Below are 16,745 nucleotides of genomic sequence, written 5' to 3'. Positions count from 1 at the left end.
TAAGGAAAAGACAATGACAATATGCAAAGGCATGTTCCTTATTCTATTAACAACCAGTCTGTACAGTCATGCTGCTCTCCAACCAGATCGCACGCGCATTGTGTTTGATGACAACAACAAAGCAACCAGTTTGCGAGTGGAAAACCGCAGCGATAAACTCCCTTATCTGGCCTACTCATGGATAGAAAACGAAAAGGGCGAGAAAAGCGATGACCTGCTGGTAGCCTTGCCCCCCATTCAGCGTCTGGAGCCCAAAGCAACTTCCCAGGTGCGTATCGTTAAACAAGCCTCAACCACGCAACTTCCTGCTGATCGGGAAACGCTGTTTTATTACAATTTACGAGAAATCCCTCCCGCCCCCGATAAAAACAATGATCATGCCGTTTTACAGGTTGCCGTCCAGAGCAGAATTAAATTGTTCTGGCGACCTGCTGCATTACGTAAGAAAACCGGCGATCACGTCGAGCAACAGCTACAGGTTAATCAGCAGAATAACCAACTGATAATGAAAAATCCGACCCCTTATTATCTGACAATCGCCTATCTGGGGCGGGATGTGAAGGGCGTGCTTCCGGGGTTTAAAAGTATGATGATTGCCCCTTTTAGTACTGCTTCAACGGCTACGGGGAATTATACAGGTAATCAGTTTTACCTCGGTTATATGGACGATTACGGTGCATTGCGCATGAATACCCTAAAATGCCAGGGCGAGTGCCGTTTACAGCCTGTCGAGGAGAATAAATGAGTCTCTGCAAAAGCGTATTGCTTATCTTCAGCCTGCTGTTTATACCCCTTAAAGCTGCACTGGCACTGGACTGTTATTTTGGTAATGCTGGCGGCCCGGTTGAAAAATCAGAGGGAATACTTCCTTTCGCTGTACCTTCAAATGCCAGACCAGGAGATAAAATCTGGGAGTCTGACGATATCAAAATTCCTGTTTATTGCGACAACAATACCAATGGTAACTTTGAAAGCGAACATGTTTACGCCTGGGTAAACCCCTATCCAGGAGTACAGGATCGTTACTACCAATTAGGTGTCACTTATAACGGTGTTGATTACGATGCCAGTCAGGGAAAAAGCAGTATCGACACGACACAATGTATCGATAGCAAAAATATTGACATCTACACACCAGAACAAATTATTGCCATGGGATGGCAGAGTAAACTCTGTTCCGGTGATCCTGAAAATATACACAAAAAACGAACTTTTATTGCCCGAATGCGTTTGTATGTCAAAATCCGCGAAATGCCTCCTCATGACTATCAAAGCCCGCTCAGCGATTATATTGTGGTGCAATTTGACGGCAAAGGTGGCATTAACGAAGATCCCGGCGCAAAAAACCTGAAATATCATATTCAAGGTCTGGAAAATATCCGCGTTCTGGATTGCAGTGTCAATTTTTCGATTGAACCGGCTAATCAGATGATTGATTTTGGTCGCTTTAATGTGCTTGATATTCGCCGCCATAATATGACTAAAACATTTAGTATCCAGACGACGAAATCACAAAATAGCCAGTGTACAGATGGCTTTAAAGTGAGTTCCTCATTTTACACCGAAGAAACTCTGGTGGAGGAAGACAAAGCCCTGTTGATCGGCAATGGTTTACGACTGCGATTACTGGATGAAAACGCCTCGCCCTATGCCTTTAACAAATATACGGAATATGCCGACTTCACCAGCGATATGCTCATTTATAAGCAAACTTATACAGCAGAATTGTCCTCTATTACAGGAACACCTATTCAACCCGGCCCCTTTGACACCGTGGTGCTGTTTAAAATTAACTACAACTGATCGCCTGTACTGCCCTTTTCCACCCAGAGGGGCAGACTTCTCAACTATTTTGCTATTTTTCAAATTTTCTTGATTGCTGATATTTTTTCTTAATCTGGCTTTCTTTATGCTGTATCGATATATCAGGGGCAGTTGCGGAGAGCATGGGATGCCAGTTTTGCAGTGGAGTTTATTATTTTTATTATCAATTCTTCTTTCCGTGCTATTTCTGGCTTTGCATCTTCCTGCGGCATTATTGCTCGGCCCAATGGTGGCCGGAATTATCATCAGTATGAAAGGTGCTACCTTACAACTCCCCCGCTCCGCCTTCCTTGCCGCACAAGCCATTCTTGGTTGCATGATTGCGCAGAATCTTACCGGGTCCATACTGACCACCCTTGCGCAAAACTGGCCCGTCGTGTTGGGTATATTACTGATTACGCTATTTTCCAGCGCCGCATTTGGCTGGCTATTGGTGCGCTACAGCTCACTTCCTGGTAATACAGGTGCATGGGGATCTTCTCCCGGCGGAGCGGCAGCAATGGTCGCGATGGCCCAGGATTATGGTGCCGATATCCGCCTGGTGGCATTTATGCAGTATCTACGGGTGCTGTTTGTTGCCGGGGCAGCGGTGCTGGTAACGCGGATGATAATGGGCGACAGCGCCGAAACGACCAGCCAACAAATGGTATGGTTCCCTCCGGTTAGCCTGAATTTACTCAGTACGCTGATTCTGGCGAGCGTGACAGGTTTTATTGGCATTAAATTGCGCATCCCTTCCGGCACCATGTTGCTACCGATGCTTACAGGCGCATTCCTCCAGTCTGGTGAAATCATCACTATTGAAATGCCGGAATGGCTGCTGGCGCTTGCTTATATGGGTATTGGCTGGCGTATTGGTCTGGGATTCGATAAGCAAATTTTGCTGCGCGCCTTACGCCCACTGCCGCAAATTTTGGCCTCAATCTTTGCTTTGCTGGCAATTTGTGCCGGGATGGCATGGGGGCTAACTTACTTTATGCAGATTGATTTTATGACTGCCTATCTCGCCACAAGCCCTGGTGGACTTGATACAGTGGCAGTCATTGCCGCAGGGAGCAACGCCGATATGGCGCTCATTATGGCGATGCAAACCCTGCGGTTGTTTAGCATTTTACTGACGGGGCCAGCCATTGCGCGGTTTATCTCAACATATGCGCCGAAACGAACAACTTAGGACAATGCCCGGCCGCAGTATGGCTGCGAGTGATAGTCAACACAATGCACCTGGTTATTAATGTGTCGCTCCACCTGCCACGATAATATCGGCATCGACATACAACGCCGTAATAATTGCGGTTTCGAGTGCTCGTCGCACGGTATCTGCCGCCATGCTCGGCGCTCCTGGGTGTGCCGCTGCCTGTTGAGGCAGGTAGGGAATATGAATAAATCCCCCTTTAACATCCGCCATGCTGCTTAATTTATGCAATAGCCCGTACATCACATGATTGCAGACAAAGGTTCCCGCCGTCTGGGATACAGAAGCCGGAATGCCAGCCTCCCGTATCGCTGAAACCATTGCTTTTATGGGTAAAGTGCTAAACCAGGCTGCCGGACCATTAGGGATGACCGGTACATCAACCGGCTGGTTGCCACGGTTATCCGGGATCCGCGCATCATCAACGTTAATTGCCACGCGCTCAACCGTGATATCAGTTCGTCCACCAGCCTGTCCTACTGCCAGCACCACCGATGGCGAAAGCGCATCAATTGCCGAATTCAGCACCGCTAACGACTCACCAAACACACACGGTAATTGCCGTGCCACCACCCGACAGCCACCAAGAATCGCATTATCGAGCTGCGAAACCACTTCCCATGAAGGATTAATTTGCTCACCACCAAATGGTTCAAAACCGGTGATTAAAACGGTTTTCATCCTGCCCCCTTATAAAAACATCAGGAAATACATCAGGAAAATATTGACCAGCAATAGCATCAGGCCGGTCGGCACCTGGACTTTGATCACCGCGTTTTTATCCGGCAGCTCCAGCAAAGCAGCAGGTACGATATTGAAATTCGCCGCCATCGGCGTCATCAACGTACCACAATAACCAGAGAACATCCCGATAGCGGCCATTACCGCCGGGTTACCACCATGTTGAAGCACCAGAATAGGAATGCCGATCCCAGCAGTCACAATCGGGAAGGCGGCAAAAGCATTACCCATCACCATCGTCAGCAATGCCATACCAATGGTATAAACCGCTACTGCAATAAATCGACTATCTACCGCCAGATATTCCTGAGTGAGATACGAAATACCATTGCCAACACCCGCAGCCGTAAACAGCAAGCCCAACGTGGCGAGAATTTGCGGCAAGATAAACGCCCAGCCAATGGAGTCCAGAAGCCGACGCGCTTCCTGAATTGGCTGATATACCCGCTCATGGGTCATTTTGATCCCCATCGCCAGGCCAATCAGCGTACCCACCGTCATGGAAAACAGGGTCACCAGTGTCGAATGATTACCAGGACCAAATAGCGCTTCCTGCAAACCGGGAATGTGATTGAACATCAGTACACCAATCACCGTGACCAACGGAATCGCCAGTGCCGGATAAAAAAGCCGATTGCCCAACCGTTGGGCACTCTCTTCGCGCTGCTGTGGAGTACGCTGGTGATAACGCCCCAACTTAACGCCACCAAAACCAGCAATTAGCGCCATGAGTACAACTGCCACCCCGACCGCAATATTGACCGTGCGTTTATCGCCAACCAATGAGTACGTCCAGTCGCCAAGCAAAAACAACAGGCCGTAAATGCCCCAGAACAGCCCGGTGGTCACACGGCGCGGGTTCGCTTTATCCTGCCAGGACATCACCGACACGATCAGCAGGACGATCCCTGCCAGCCAGTAAAGCCAGCTTTGCTGAAAATTCATTGCACTTCTCCTTTCTCTACCGTGGTGCCATTGGCTTTACTTAATTCACGATGCAGATAATGATCCAAACGCCACAACCGCGCGCCGTGGATCAGGAAAGCGCAAATCGCTGTAGGGATCCCCCACAGGGCAATATGCAATGGTTCAGTCTGAATACCGCCAGACTCCAGCATAAAGTTATGCATGAAGATGATCGCACCAAAGGCAACGAAAATATCTTCGCCAAAAAACAGCCCGACGTTATCAGTCGCTGCCGACATCGCCCGCAGACGATAACGCACTGCTCCGGGCAACGGTCCATACTTTTTCTCCGCGGCGCCTTCTGCCATCGGGGCCAGCAACGGACGCACCATTTGCGGCTGCCCGCCAAGACTGGTTAATCCCAGTGCCGCAGTGCATTCGCGAATGAAAAGATAAACAATCAGCAGGCGTCCTGATGTGGCGCTACGAATTTTGGCAATCCACGCCTGAGCGCGCTCTTTAAGCCCGTGACGCTCCAGCAGACCGATAACTGCCAGTGGCAGCAGCAGAATAAACGGCAGATTGCGAGTATTAAGAAACCCTTCACCCAGCTTTTCGAGGATCGTGGCGATCGGCATCTGCGCTGCCAGCCCAGTCACGATCCCGGCGACAATCACCACCAGCACCGGGTTAAAGCGTAAAAGAAATCCGACCACAATGACGGCAATACCCGTCAGTGGCCATAGAGATATAGCCTCTCCCATAAACTCATCCTGTTTGTAACGTGTGTTGTTGTGATTTTGCTGCGCCTTATGACGCAGCATTTTTATATTTATGCTTGTACTGCGATTCCACGCTCCAGGAACGCGGCGCGAAGGTGACGGGCAAAAGCGAGAGCGTGCTCCCCGTCACCATGTAAACAAACCGTTTGTGCCTCGACAGGAGTCCACTCACCAGTAATGCTTTTTACCCTCCCGTTTTGCACCATCTCCAGCGTCTGCGCAAGCGATTGCTCTTCATCTTCAATTAAAGCACCTGGTTGACTGCGTGGTACCAGCGAACCATCTGCCTGATATCCCCGGTCGGCAAATACTTCCTGGCGTGTTGTCAGACCGTAGTGTTTCCCGGCGCGGATCAGTTCGCTTCCAGCCAGCCCGACAAGAATAAGTGCCGGATCACAGGCGTGGACTGCTTTCGCAATGGCATCCGCCAGTTGCGGATCTTTCGCTGCCTGGTTGTACAACATGCCATGAGGTTTGACGTGGCGCATCACTCCCCCTTCAGCATGAGTAATCGCTGCCAGCGCTCCTATCTGGTATAGCGTCTGGGCATAAACCGTTTCCGGCGGCAGCTGCATCGCGGTGCGGCCAAAATTTTCCCGATCAGGAAAACCCGGATGCGCGCCGATAGCCACACCGTTTTTCACTGCTTCACGCACGCTTGCCTGCATGGTTTGCGCATCTCCGGCGTGAAATCCACAGGCAATATTGGCAGATGACACCAGCGTAAGAAGCTCTGCATCACTGGCGCAGCCTTCACCCAGGTCTGCGTTAAGATCAATTTTCATTGTGTAACCGCCATGCTAATTGTTCGAAGTAGCGCTGCTGATCGTGACGCGCTTTTAGCGCCTCCTCCAACGAGCACTGCACAAAGTGGATTGGCTGTCCTAGCGGGATTTGCGCCAGATGGTACATGTCAGCCTCGATAATGCAGGCAATACGCGGATATCCACCGGTAGTTTGCGCATCGTTCATCAATACGATTGGCTGACCGTTATGCGGCACCTGTATCACACCAGGTAGCAGACCATGAGAAAGCATTTCACGCTGAGTCGTGCGTTTTAACACTTGCCCCTGAAGGCGATATCCCATGCGGTTACTTTGCGGGCTCAACTGCCACGGTGAACGCCAGAATGCCTCTTGTGAAGCGCGATCAAACTCATGATATTCCGGCCCTGGCAAGGCGCGAATACGGTTGCCCCACAGTAGCTGTTTTACCCCTTGTGCTTCCATAAACGCACGCGTTGCTTTGCCAATGGGAAGTCTGTCGCCATCTTTCAGTAACCGCCCTTTGAGACCACCAATCCCCACTTTCAGATCAGTACTGCATGATCCCATTACCGCAGGAACATCAATGCCTCCCGCGACAGCCAGATAGCTGCGCATCCCATGCAATGGGCGCTTAAGTGTTAAACGCTGACCGGCCTTCACGGGTAAGCGCCAGCCTGTCCAGACAGCATTGTCATCCAGCCGCGCCTCACAACCAGCTCCCGTCAGGGCAAACCAGCCGTCACTTTCAAATTCAACCGTTAACTGCCCAAGGGTGATTTCCAGTGCTGGCGCATCGGCAGCATTACCTACCAACAGATTCGCTATACGTAATGCAGGCAAATCCAGTGCGCCACAGTGACTGATCCCAGACTGACGAAAACCATGACGACCGCCATCCTGAACAGTGGTGTACATTCCCGCGCGAATGATTTTCAGCATACTCCCTCCTTCTGCGGTACAAAGCGCACGCTATCTCCTGGGCGCAACAAGATGGGCTCATCCCGTGTGGGATCAAACAATTTCAACGATGTATGACCAATTAACTGCCAGCCGCCAGGTGTTGGAATTGGGTAGATCCCCGTCTGTGGCCCACCAATTCCCACAGAACCTGCCGGAACACTCAGGCGTGGTTCTGCACGACGAGGGGTATGCAGTTGTTCCGGTAAGTTACCCAGATAAGGGAATCCTGGCTGGAATCCGAGGAACCAGACCACATACTCCACTGACGAGTGCAGCTCTACCACCTGCTTTTCACTTAACCCACAGTGACTTGCGACAACAGACAGATCGGGGCCACCTGCTCCACCATAAACTACCGGGATTTCGATAAAGCGCGAGTCAGGCTCCAGTGCGTCGCTCTCTTCCCACCAGCGTTGTAAACGCTCAATCGCATCCAGAGCCAGCGATTGCGGTTCCTTTAAAATTACCGTGATATTGTTCATACCCGGTATCGCTTCCACGACATTCGGCATATCCACCAGACGCTGCGCCAGTCGCCAGATACGTTTCTGGCTGGCCAGCGTGACTGGCGGCTCCAGTTCCAGCACTACCGCCGTTTCACCTAACAGATAACAACGCGCTCGTTGCACTTTCGTTCCCTCTAATAGTTAGTTATGCAGGATTTGGAATATCAATAAAGGTCACATCCAGATCAGTATTTTCGTTCAGCCACTCACTCAGAGCGCGAATACCGCCACGTTCGGTGGCATGGTGCCCTGCGGCATAGAAATGCAGCTCCTGCTCGCGGGCAGAGTGAATCGTTTGTTCGGAGACTTCTCCGGTAATAAATGCGTCAACACCAAAACGGGCGGCGCTGTCGATAAAGCTTTGTCCGCCGCCGGTGCACCAGGCTACGCGCTGCACCCTCTCTGGCCCGGTATCGCCGCACCACAGAGGCTTACGCCCGAGCCGTGCTTCTATCCATGAAGCCAGTTCCAGCCCCGGAACAGGCATAGTCAGTTCTCCCCATAGCAGCAGTGGCTCAATCTCGCCCATGACGGTGATGCCAAGCAATGCTGCCAGTTGTGCGTTATTGCCCAGTTCAGGATGGGAATCCAGCGGCAGATGCCAGCCATACAGGTTGATATCGTTAGCCAGCAAGGTTTTTAAACGACGGCGTTTCATGCCGCGAATCACCGGAGATTCGCCTTTCCAGAAATAACCGTGATGCACGATGACCGCGTCGGCCTCCAGGCGTACCGCTTCATCAAGCAGTGCCTGGCTGGCGGTAACACCGGTAACGATTTTTTGCACCGTCTCTTTGCCTTCAACCTGCAAGCCATTTGGCGCGTAGTCACTGATCGCCGCGCTGTTCAGCTTTTCGTTAATTAATTGTTCCAGTTCGGTGTTTTTCATCATCGCGCCCTACATTGTTTTTACATTCAGTTAAAATAGCGTTCTCACGGCAGTTCGTCGATAGCCAATCTTTTGACATATTCAGAAACAAACCCACCTTATCACAACGTAAATTGTATCTTTAACCTTGAGCAGGTTAGTGTATATTTATGCACTCAGACAGCATATTGCACAAACAATCAAATCTGTATCAAAGCGATAACTTTAAGGAAACACACGCACGCAGCATATTATGCTGGCTGTGTGGCATTCACTCCCAGGACATAACATGAATAAACAAGCATCACAGCCACGGGCGATTTACTACGTCGTCGCGTTGCAAATTTGGGAATATTTTAGCTTCTATGGCATGCGCGCTCTGCTCATTCTTTATCTTACTAACCAGTTGAAATATGACGACAATCACGCCTACGCGTTGTTCAGTGCTTACTGCTCGCTGGTGTATGTTACGCCGATTCTGGGTGGCTACCTGGCTGATAAAGTGCTTGGTAACCGAATGGCGGTAATGCTGGGCGCTTTGCTGATGGCTATCGGGCATGTCGTGCTGGGGGCAAGCGAAATCCACCCCACATTCCTTTATCTTTCGCTGGCGATTATCGTCTGCGGCTATGGCCTGTTTAAATCTAACGTAAGCTGTCTGCTTGGCGAGCTGTATGAGCCAACCGATCCACGTCGTGATGGCGGTTTCTCGCTGATGTATGCGGCAGGTAACGTGGGATCTATTATCGCGCCCATCGCCTGTGGTTATGCCCAGGAAGAGTACAGTTGGGCGATGGGCTTTGGTCTGGCGGCGGTTGGCATGATCGCGGGTCTGGTTATCTTCTTATGTGGCAATCGTCATTTTGCTCATACCCGTGGCGTTAACAAAACGGTGCTGTGCGCCAGAAACTTTCTGCTGCCGAACTGGGGATGGCTGCTGGTTCTGCTGGTGGCAACGCCTGCGCTGATTACCGTGTTGTTCTGGAAAGAGTGGTCGGTATACGCCTTGATTGTCGCGACTATCATTGGCCTTGGCGTTCTGGCAAAAATTTATCGCAAAGCCGAAAACCAGAAACAGCGTAAAGAGCTGGGGCTGATTGTGACGCTCACCTTCTTCAGTATGTTGTTCTGGGCCTTCGCACAACAGGGCGGTAGCTCGATTAGCCTTTATATTGACCGCTTCGTTAACCGCGATATGTTTGGTTATACCGTTCCGACCGCTATGTTCCAGTCGATTAATGCCTTCGCGGTCATGCTGTGCGGTGTGTTCCTGGCATGGGTGGTAAAAGAGAGCGTCGCGGGTAATCGTACCGTGCGCATCTGGGGAAAATTTGCTCTTGGTCTTGGCCTGATGAGCGCCGGATTCTGCATTCTTACCTTAAGCGCCCGCTGGTCCGCAATGTATGGTCACTCTTCTCTGCCACTGATGGTGCTGGGCCTGGCGGTGATGGGCTTTGCCGAACTGTTTATCGACCCGGTTGCCATGTCGCAAATTACGCGCATTGAAATTCCGGGCGTGACCGGCGTATTAACCGGCATTTACATGCTGCTTTCTGGCGCGATTGCGAACTATCTGGCGGGCGTGATTGCCGATCAGACATCGCAATCTTCGTTTGATGCCTCCGGGGCGATCAACTACTCCATCAATGCATATATTGAAGTGTTTGATCAAATCACCTGGGGTGCACTGGCGTGTGTAGGACTGGTACTGATGATTTGGCTGTATCAGGCGCTTAAGTTCAAAAACCGCGCACTGGCGCTGGAGTCTTAACAGGCCAGCACCGATGCCTGATAAGACGCTCGCTGCGTTTTATCAGGCTCCTTTCTTCGCTTCTTCATACACTGCCAGCGTTCGCAGCCTTGCCTCTTTGTGATCGACTATCGGTTGCGGATAATCCAGCATCACACCTGCTTTCTGCGCCCACTTCCACGGCTCATGCACCGCTTTCCCTGGTACATCGCGCAGCTCCGGTAACCATCGGCGGATAAACTCACCTTCGCGATCAAATTTCTCGCCCTGGGTTGTCGGGTTAAAAATACGAAAATACGGCGCAGCATCGGTTCCGGTGGAGGCCGCCCATTGCCAGCCACCGTTATTGGCTGCCAAATCACCATCAATCAGCTGCGACATGAAATATCGCTCGCCTTCGCGCCAGTCGATCAATAAATCTTTCACCAGAAAACTGGCTGTAATCATCCGTAGCCGGTTATGCATCCAGCCACTGCTATTAAGCTGACGCATGGCGGCATCAACAATTGGGTATCCCGTTTTGCCTTCCTGCCAGGCCTTTAAATGGGCGGGATTGCTTTGCCATTGCACGCGGTCGGTCCAGGCAATAAACGGTCGATGTTTACACAACGAGGGGTAATACGTCATCAGATGACGGTAGAACTCGCGCCAGATCAACTCATTAAGCCAGACGCTACCGGCCCCACCGTCCAGCGCCTGCGGCTGTTCCGCCAACAGGCGATGCAAACACTGGCGAGGCGATAACCCGCCCGTTGCCAGACTGGCGGACAAACGACTGGTGCCTTCCACTGCCGGAAAATCTCGTTGTTGCTCATACTCTCCGGCACCGTTCTGGCAAAACTGGCGTAATTGCGCAATCGCCGCTTTTTCTTCCACCGGGAAATGCGCAGTATCGAAAGACTGACGAGGGTAATTCAGCGTAATAGATGGCGCGGGATCTAATGATCCGCTACTCCGAACTTTTGGCGCAGCGACGCACTCCGGCATCCCTTCCCGCAGCCGTTTCAACCATGCGTTTTTAAATGGCGTAAAGACTTTGTACATCTCATGATTGCCAGTCATCACCGCCCCCGGCGGCAGGATCACGCAGTCGTCAAATCCTTCACACACCACGTTACGCAGCGCTCTCTCAACCTGCACATCCCGCGCCCGCTCATTCACCTCATACTGATAGTTATAAAACAGATGAGTAACACGATTTTCCGCGCACACTTGTTTAACTATTTCGACGCTGGCGGCAAAGTCATCCACTTCATGAAACAGCAAAGGAATGCCTTTTTCCGCCAGCGCGATTTGTAGCCCGTTCAGTTGTGCATTGATAAATTCAGCCTGACGCGGCGACATATTATGCGCCGCCCACTGGCGTGGTGTAGCGATATACAACGCCAGCACGCGTGCAGACGAATTGCGGCAGGCGGCAGCAAGCGCGAGATTGTCGTGCAGACGTAAATCCTGGCGAAACCAGACCAGATGGGTAGTCATAAAACTCCTGCATGGCGCAAGTTAATCACACGCGGCCAAAGTTCGAAATAACGCTGCCCTGAAAGCCAGGCGTCAGGATAAAGCGCCATATAGTGTTTTATACGCATCAGCGGCGCAAGAAGCGGTTGCTCGCCACGGCGATAACTGTCGATAAGCGCCGCCAGCTGCTGGCGTTCTATGGAATCAATATGTGGGCGAAAATAACCCTGAACGTGCATCAAAACGTTGGTGTGATCGCGCGTGTTGGCGGGGTGAGAAAGCAAAACAATGACGCGTTGGCGGTACTGGTTGTAATAGTCATCCAGATTTTGCCACCGATGAATATCAGCCACAAACGGGCCAAGTTTGCGGTATTCCGGCTGGGAATGCGCCAGAAAGACGAGTTTATAGCGGCTGTGATAATCGAGAAGCGCCGCGCGCGTTAAGCCTCGCTCTTTAAGACGGTGTAACTCATGCAAAGCAAAAATGCGGATAAGGGTGCTGTCATCAAAAAGTTGTTGATTCATTACTACTCCTGGGCGGTTTACAGGAGTAAGTGTAGACGGCGAAAACAAAAAAACCGCCAGCGTCTCCGTTAGCGGTTTTCTTTGAACATCATGTTTAGCAATCAGTAAAAATCACCGGTTGCCTTTTCGGCCTGATCCATCCACACCGGTTTATCGCTGGTTTTCGACCAGACGCGGTGCAGGTAGCTGTAAAAGCGGGCGCGGTCTTTCCAGAAAAGCATGAAAGGCAGCGCCAGGACGCCCGCTGCAACCGCATAAGTACGGCGTAAAAAGATAAGCCATGCAGGATATTCTCTGTAGAGTTCCATACTTTTCTCCCCCTTTTGTATCTACCCGGTGAATGGCACCGGAAAAATGAATTTGTTTATCTGATGAAAATAGTACCGCCTTTTGTGTAATTTTACTACTCATCCGACCACTTATTTTTGCTTATTGATGGTTTATTTACATTCACCCTGTAATTAAGTTACACAAAAGTTAAATTAATACTAAACATTAGTTAAATCATGGCTTTTGCCATTTTTATACTTTTTTTACACCCCACCCGCAGATTTTTGCGAAATCTTTGCAGCCAGAATTCTACCCTTCCGGTATCACTTTTAGGCCACTGGAGGTGCACTGTGAGTGCAGGCGTGATAACCGGCGTATTGCTGGTGTTTTTATTACTGGGTTATCTGGTTTATGCCCTGATCAATGCGGAGGCGTTCTGATGGCTGCGCAAGGGTTCTTACTGATTGCCACGTTTTTACTGGTATTAATGGTACTGGCGCGTCCTTTAGGCAGCGGGCTGGCGTGGCTGATTAATGATATTCCTCTTCCTGGTACGACGGGCGTTGAACGCGTACTCTTTAGCGCGCTTGGCGTCTCTAACCATGAGATGAACTGGAAGCAGTATCTCTGTGCCATTCTCGGCCTGAACATGCTGGGGCTGGCGGTGCTGTTTTTCATGCTGCTCGGTCAGCACTATCTGCCGCTTAATCCACAGCAGTTGCCGGGGCTGTCATGGGATCTGGCGCTGAATACTGCCGTCAGCTTTGTCACTAATACCAACTGGCAATCTTATAGCGGTGAAACCACGTTGAGCTATTTCAGCCAGATGGCGGGCTTAACGGTGCAAAACTTTCTTTCTGCCGCCAGCGGGATTGCGGTGATTTTTGCCCTCATCCGCGCGTTTACCCGCCAGAGCATGAGCACACTCGGCAATGCCTGGGTCGATCTGCTACGCATCACGTTATGGGTGTTAGCCCCGGTGGCGTTGTTGATCGCGCTGTTTTTTATTCAACAAGGTGCGTTGCAAAACTTTCTTCCCTATCAGTCGGTTACGACTGTTGAAGGGGCGCAACAGCTGTTACCCATGGGGCCTGTAGCTTCTCAGGAAGCGATCAAGATGCTCGGCACTAATGGCGGCGGTTTCTTTAATGCCAACTCATCGCATCCGTTTGAAAACCCGACCGCACTGACCAACTTCGTACAAATGCTGGCGATCTTCGTGATCCCAACGGCACTGTGTTTTGCCTTTGGCGAAGTGGCGGGCGATCGCCGTCAGGGGCGCATGTTGCTGTGGGCAATGTCGGTGATTTTTGTCATCTGCGTAGGCGTGGTGATGTGGGCAGAAGTTCAGGGTAATCCGCATCTGCTGGCGCTCGGCGCGGACAGCAGCATCAATATGGAAGGTAAAGAAAGCCGTTTCGGTGTGCTGGTCAGTAGCCTGTTTGCAGTCGTGACCACGGCAGCTTCCTGCGGTGCGGTGATTGCGATGCATGATTCGTTTACCGCCCTCGGTGGCATGGTACCGATGTGGTTGATGCAAATTGGTGAGGTGGTATTCGGCGGCGTTGGTTCCGGCCTTTACGGCATGATGCTGTTCGTTCTGCTGGCGGTGTTTATTGCCGGGCTGATGATTGGTCGTACACCGGAATATCTGGGGAAAAAAATCGACGTACGTGAGATGAAACTGACTGCACTGGCGATTCTGGTCACCCCGACGCTGGTGCTGATGGGCGCGGCGCTGGCAATGATGACCGACGCCGGACGTAGCGCCATGCTCAACCCTGGCCCGCACGGTTTTAGCGAAGTGCTGTACGCCGTGTCGTCCGCCGCTAACAACAACGGCAGCGCCTTTGCCGGCTTAAGCGCCAACTCTCCGTTCTGGAACTGTTTACTGGCGTTCTGCATGTTTGTCGGTCGCTTCGGGGTGATTATCCCGGTGATGGCAATTGCCGGTTCGCTGGTGAGTAAAAAGAGCCAACCCGCCAGCTCCGGCACGCTGCCAACGCACGGCCCGCTGTTTGTTGGCCTGTTAATCGGCACCGTGTTGCTGGTTGGCGCACTGACCTTTATCCCTGCCCTGGCGCTTGGTCCGGTGGCGGAATATCTCTCCTGATGATATTGAGTGAGCACTGAATATGAGTCGTAAACAACTGGCGCTATTCGAACCAACACTTGTCGTTCAGGCGCTGAAAGAAGCGGTGAAAAAATTAAACCCGCAGGCGCAATGGCGTAATCCAGTGATGTTTATCGTCTGGATCGGCAGTCTGCTGACCACCTGTATTAGCATCGCGATGGCAAGCGGTGCGATGCCTGGCAATGCGCTGTTTAGCGCGGCAATTAGCGCATGGCTGTGGGTCACCGTACTGTTCGCTAATTTCGCCGAGGCGCTGGCTGAAGGCCGCAGTAAAGCACAGGCTAATAGTCTGAAAGGAGTGAAAAAAACCGCCTTTGCCCGCAAACTGCGCGAACCGAAATATGGCGCTACGACAGACAAAGTTCCTGCCGATCAGCTGCGTAAAGGCGATATCGTGCTGGTAGAAGCGGGCGATATTATCCCCTGCGATGGCGAAGTTATTGAAGGTGGTGCATCGGTCGATGAAAGCGCCATCACCGGGGAATCGGCACCGGTGATCCGTGAATCCGGTGGCGATTTTGCCTCCGTCATCGGCGGCACGCGTATTCTTTCTGACTGGCTGGTGATTGAGTGCAGCGTTAACCCCGGTGAGACATTTCTGGATCGGATGATCGCGATGGTGGAAGGCGCACAACGGCGTAAAACGCCGAACGAGATTGCCCTGACCATTCTGCTGATTGCCCTGACTATCGTCTTTTTACTGGCAACCGCCACGCTGTGGCCATTTTCCGCGTGGGGCGGTAATGCAGTCAGTGTAACGGTACTGGTGGCGCTGTTGGTCTGTCTGATCCCAACCACCATCGGCGGCCTGTTGTCAGCTATCGGCGTCGCCGGGATGAGCCGGATGCTCGGTGCCAATGTGATCGCCACCAGCGGACGCGCCGTTGAAGCGGCGGGTGACGTTGACGTTCTGTTGCTGGATAAAACTGGCACCATCACCCTCGGTAACCGTCAGGCATCAGAGTTTATCCCCGCGCAGGGCGTAGAGGAAAAAACGCTGGCCGACGCAGCACAACTGGCTTCGCTGGCCGACGAAACGCCGGAAGGCCGCAGTATTGTGATCCTCGCCAAGCAGCGCTTTAACCTGCGCGAGCGCGATGTGCAGTCGCTTCACGCCACCTTTATACCGTTTACTGCGCAAAGCCGGATGAGCGGGATCAACATCGACAACCGTATGATCCGTAAAGGTTCTGTCGATGCCATTCGCCGCCATGTTGAGGCTAACGGTGGTCACTTCCCTACCGATGTTGATCAAAAAGTCGATCAGGTTGCGCGTCAGGGAGCCACGCCGCTGGTGGTGGTGGAAGGTTCTCGTGTGCTGGGCGTTATTGCGCTGAAAGATATCGTCAAAGGCGGTATTAAAGAGCGCTTCGCCCAACTGCGCAAAATGGGCATTAAAACGGTGATGATTACCGGTGATAACCGTCTGACTGCCGCCGCGATAGCTGCGGAAGCGGGTGTCGATGATTTTCTCGCCGAAGCGACACCGGAGGCCAAGCTGGCATTGATTCGTCAGTATCAGGCGGAAGGCCGTTTGGTGGCGATGACTGGCGATGGCACCAACGATGCTCCGGCGCTGGCGCAGGCAGATGTCGCGGTGGCGATGAACTCTGGTACTCAGGCGGCGAAAGAAGCGGGCAATATGGTGGATCTCGACTCTAACCCGACCAAGTTGATCGAGGTGGTGCATATTGGCAAACAGATGCTGATGACCCGTGGCTCGCTCACTACCTTCAGCATCGCCAACGATGTGGCGAAATACTTCGCCATTATTCCGGCGGCGTTCGCGGCAACATATCCGCAGTTAAATGCACTGAACATCATGCGCCTGCATTCACCCGACTCCGCCATCCTCAGTGCGGTGATTTTCAACGCCTTGATTATCGTCTTTTTAATTCCCCTGGCGTTAAAAGGCGTGAGTTATAAACCGCTTACCGCTTCTGCCATGTTGCGCCGTAACTTATGGATTTACGGTCTGGGTGGGCTGCTGGTGCCGTTTATTGGTATCAAAGTCATTGATTTACTGCTGACCGTTTGCGGTCTGGTGTGAGGT

The 16,745-nt window shown here is 51.8% G+C and carries 17 protein-coding genes; 7 read left to right on the top strand and 10 right to left on the bottom strand.

The window, feature by feature from the left end:
• The first annotated feature begins 13 nt into the window (after nucleotides 1-13).
• The 3 genes from K0335_RS20840 to K0335_RS20830 all read left to right on the top strand — a co-directional run bounded on the left by K0335_RS20840 (nucleotide 14) and on the right by K0335_RS20830 (nucleotide 2,998).
• Nucleotides 14-745: a molecular chaperone gene (locus tag K0335_RS20840; RefSeq protein WP_104919373.1), complete on the top strand. Its 732-nt coding sequence runs from the start codon at nucleotides 14-16 to the stop codon at nucleotides 743-745.
• Nucleotides 742-1,803, top strand: a complete 1,062-nt coding sequence (locus K0335_RS20835) for a fimbrial protein (protein WP_000050582.1) — start codon at nucleotides 742-744, stop codon at nucleotides 1,801-1,803. Before K0335_RS20840 ends, K0335_RS20835 begins: the two co-directional genes overlap by 4 nt.
• A gap of 148 nt (nucleotides 1,804-1,951) precedes the next feature.
• The gene (locus tag K0335_RS20830) at nucleotides 1,952-2,998 is read left to right on the top strand and encodes an AbrB family transcriptional regulator (RefSeq protein WP_219394078.1); all 1,047 of its coding nucleotides are present in this window, start codon (nucleotides 1,952-1,954) and stop codon (nucleotides 2,996-2,998) included.
• Nucleotides 2,999-3,055: 57 nt separating this feature from the next.
• On the opposite strand, the gene pcp is transcribed toward K0335_RS20830, so the two are convergent.
• The 7 genes from pcp to ybgI all read right to left on the bottom strand — a co-directional run bounded on the left by pcp (nucleotide 3,056) and on the right by ybgI (nucleotide 8,571).
• Nucleotides 3,056-3,700: a pyroglutamyl-peptidase I gene (pcp, locus tag K0335_RS20825; protein ID WP_000859694.1), complete on the bottom strand. Its 645-nt coding sequence runs from the start codon at nucleotides 3,698-3,700 to the stop codon at nucleotides 3,056-3,058.
• Between the two features lie 9 nt (nucleotides 3,701-3,709).
• Entirely contained in the window at nucleotides 3,710-4,705 is a 996-nt protein-coding gene (locus K0335_RS20820) for a DUF979 domain-containing protein (protein ID WP_219394076.1), read from the bottom strand.
• Nucleotides 4,702-5,430 (bottom strand): DUF969 domain-containing protein, encoded by a 729-nt coding sequence (locus tag K0335_RS20815; RefSeq protein ID WP_024256499.1) that lies wholly within the window; start codon nucleotides 5,428-5,430, stop codon nucleotides 4,702-4,704. The genes K0335_RS20820 and K0335_RS20815 overlap by 4 nt, the downstream gene beginning before the upstream one ends.
• 68 nt (nucleotides 5,431-5,498) lie before the next feature.
• Nucleotides 5,499-6,233 carry a 5-oxoprolinase subunit PxpA gene (gene pxpA / locus K0335_RS20810; protein ID WP_104919372.1) on the bottom strand — a complete coding sequence of 245 codons (735 nt, stop codon included), beginning with the start codon at nucleotides 6,231-6,233 and terminating at the stop codon, nucleotides 5,499-5,501.
• A complete protein-coding gene (gene pxpC / locus K0335_RS20805) occupies nucleotides 6,223-7,155 on the bottom strand; it encodes a 5-oxoprolinase subunit PxpC (RefSeq protein WP_104919371.1) in 933 nt (310 codons plus the stop codon). The genes pxpA and pxpC overlap by 11 nt, the downstream gene beginning before the upstream one ends.
• Nucleotides 7,149-7,805, bottom strand: a complete 657-nt coding sequence (gene pxpB / locus K0335_RS20800; RefSeq protein WP_001188381.1) for a 5-oxoprolinase subunit PxpB — start codon at nucleotides 7,803-7,805, stop codon at nucleotides 7,149-7,151. Before pxpB ends, pxpC begins: the two co-directional genes overlap by 7 nt.
• A gap of 22 nt (nucleotides 7,806-7,827) precedes the next feature.
• Nucleotides 7,828-8,571 (bottom strand): radiation resistance protein YbgI, encoded by a 744-nt coding sequence (ybgI, locus tag K0335_RS20795; protein ID WP_000798861.1) that lies wholly within the window; start codon nucleotides 8,569-8,571, stop codon nucleotides 7,828-7,830.
• Between the two features lie 268 nt (nucleotides 8,572-8,839).
• Here ybgI and dtpD point away from each other — a divergent pair, with 268 nt between their 5' ends.
• Nucleotides 8,840-10,321, top strand: a complete 1,482-nt coding sequence (gene dtpD / locus K0335_RS20790) for a dipeptide permease DtpD (RefSeq protein WP_001041115.1) — start codon at nucleotides 8,840-8,842, stop codon at nucleotides 10,319-10,321.
• Nucleotides 10,322-10,363: 42 nt separating this feature from the next.
• Here the strand turns inward: dtpD and phrB are convergent, their stop codons facing one another.
• The 3 genes from phrB to K0335_RS20775 form a co-directional block, all read right to left on the bottom strand.
• Nucleotides 10,364-11,782: a deoxyribodipyrimidine photo-lyase gene (gene phrB, locus K0335_RS20785; RefSeq protein WP_160194157.1), complete on the bottom strand. Its 1,419-nt coding sequence runs from the start codon at nucleotides 11,780-11,782 to the stop codon at nucleotides 10,364-10,366.
• On the bottom strand, nucleotides 11,779-12,288 hold the full coding sequence (locus tag K0335_RS20780) for a YbgA family protein (RefSeq protein ID WP_104919369.1): 510 nt from the start codon (nucleotides 12,286-12,288) through the stop codon (nucleotides 11,779-11,781). The genes phrB and K0335_RS20780 overlap by 4 nt, the downstream gene beginning before the upstream one ends.
• 101 nt (nucleotides 12,289-12,389) lie before the next feature.
• Nucleotides 12,390-12,596: a YbfA family protein gene (locus K0335_RS20775; RefSeq protein WP_000424924.1), complete on the bottom strand. Its 207-nt coding sequence runs from the start codon at nucleotides 12,594-12,596 to the stop codon at nucleotides 12,390-12,392.
• Between the two features lie 312 nt (nucleotides 12,597-12,908).
• On the opposite strand from K0335_RS20775, the gene kdpF reads away from it, so the two are divergent.
• Genes kdpF through kdpB form a run of 3 tightly spaced genes read left to right on the top strand, consistent with a single transcriptional unit; the run spans nucleotide 12,909 to nucleotide 16,742 of the window.
• Nucleotides 12,909-12,998: a K(+)-transporting ATPase subunit F gene (gene kdpF, locus K0335_RS20770; RefSeq protein ID WP_001272653.1), complete on the top strand. Its 90-nt coding sequence runs from the start codon at nucleotides 12,909-12,911 to the stop codon at nucleotides 12,996-12,998.
• Nucleotides 12,998-14,671 carry a potassium-transporting ATPase subunit KdpA gene (gene kdpA / locus K0335_RS20765; RefSeq protein ID WP_160194158.1) on the top strand — a complete coding sequence of 558 codons (1,674 nt, stop codon included), beginning with the start codon at nucleotides 12,998-13,000 and terminating at the stop codon, nucleotides 14,669-14,671. Before kdpF ends, kdpA begins: the two co-directional genes overlap by 1 nt.
• A gap of 22 nt (nucleotides 14,672-14,693) precedes the next feature.
• On the top strand, nucleotides 14,694-16,742 hold the full coding sequence (kdpB, locus tag K0335_RS20760) for a potassium-transporting ATPase subunit KdpB (RefSeq protein WP_104919366.1): 2,049 nt from the start codon (nucleotides 14,694-14,696) through the stop codon (nucleotides 16,740-16,742).
• Nucleotides 16,743-16,745: the final 3 nt, after the last annotated feature.

The organism is Escherichia sp. GZ89 (assembly GCF_019366485.1).
GTDB classification, from domain to species: Bacteria; Pseudomonadota; Gammaproteobacteria; order Enterobacterales; family Enterobacteriaceae; genus Escherichia; species Escherichia fergusonii.
The sequence above is the reverse complement of the archived record's forward strand: the minus strand, read 5'-3'. Positions and strand labels throughout refer to the sequence as shown.

What these genes read in the sequence shown, in the direction of transcription:
- K0335_RS20840 (WP_104919373.1), top strand. Translation starts at nt 14, where the DNA reads ATGACAATATGCAAAGGCATGTTCCTTATTCTATTAACAACCAGTCTG.
- K0335_RS20835 (WP_000050582.1), top strand. Translation starts at nt 742, where the DNA reads ATGAGTCTCTGCAAAAGCGTATTGCTTATCTTCAGCCTGCTGTTTATA.
- K0335_RS20830 (WP_219394078.1), top strand. Translation starts at nt 1,952, where the DNA reads ATGCCAGTTTTGCAGTGGAGTTTATTATTTTTATTATCAATTCTTCTT.
- pcp (WP_000859694.1), bottom strand. Translation starts at nt 3,700, where the DNA reads ATGAAAACCGTTTTAATCACCGGTTTTGAACCATTTGGTGGTGAGCAA.
- K0335_RS20820 (WP_219394076.1), bottom strand. Translation starts at nt 4,705, where the DNA reads ATGAATTTTCAGCAAAGCTGGCTTTACTGGCTGGCAGGGATCGTCCTG.
- K0335_RS20815 (WP_024256499.1), bottom strand. Translation starts at nt 5,430, where the DNA reads ATGGGAGAGGCTATATCTCTATGGCCACTGACGGGTATTGCCGTCATT.
- pxpA (WP_104919372.1), bottom strand. Translation starts at nt 6,233, where the DNA reads ATGAAAATTGATCTTAACGCAGACCTGGGTGAAGGCTGCGCCAGTGAT.
- pxpC (WP_104919371.1), bottom strand. Translation starts at nt 7,155, where the DNA reads ATGCTGAAAATCATTCGCGCGGGAATGTACACCACTGTTCAGGATGGC.
- ybgI (WP_000798861.1), bottom strand. Translation starts at nt 8,571, where the DNA reads ATGAAAAACACCGAACTGGAACAATTAATTAACGAAAAGCTGAACAGC.
- dtpD (WP_001041115.1), top strand. Translation starts at nt 8,840, where the DNA reads ATGAATAAACAAGCATCACAGCCACGGGCGATTTACTACGTCGTCGCG.
- phrB (WP_160194157.1), bottom strand. Translation starts at nt 11,782, where the DNA reads ATGACTACCCATCTGGTCTGGTTTCGCCAGGATTTACGTCTGCACGAC.
- K0335_RS20780 (WP_104919369.1), bottom strand. Translation starts at nt 12,288, where the DNA reads ATGAATCAACAACTTTTTGATGACAGCACCCTTATCCGCATTTTTGCT.
- K0335_RS20775 (WP_000424924.1), bottom strand. Translation starts at nt 12,596, where the DNA reads ATGGAACTCTACAGAGAATATCCTGCATGGCTTATCTTTTTACGCCGT.
- kdpA (WP_160194158.1), top strand. Translation starts at nt 12,998, where the DNA reads ATGGCTGCGCAAGGGTTCTTACTGATTGCCACGTTTTTACTGGTATTA.
- kdpB (WP_104919366.1), top strand. Translation starts at nt 14,694, where the DNA reads ATGAGTCGTAAACAACTGGCGCTATTCGAACCAACACTTGTCGTTCAG.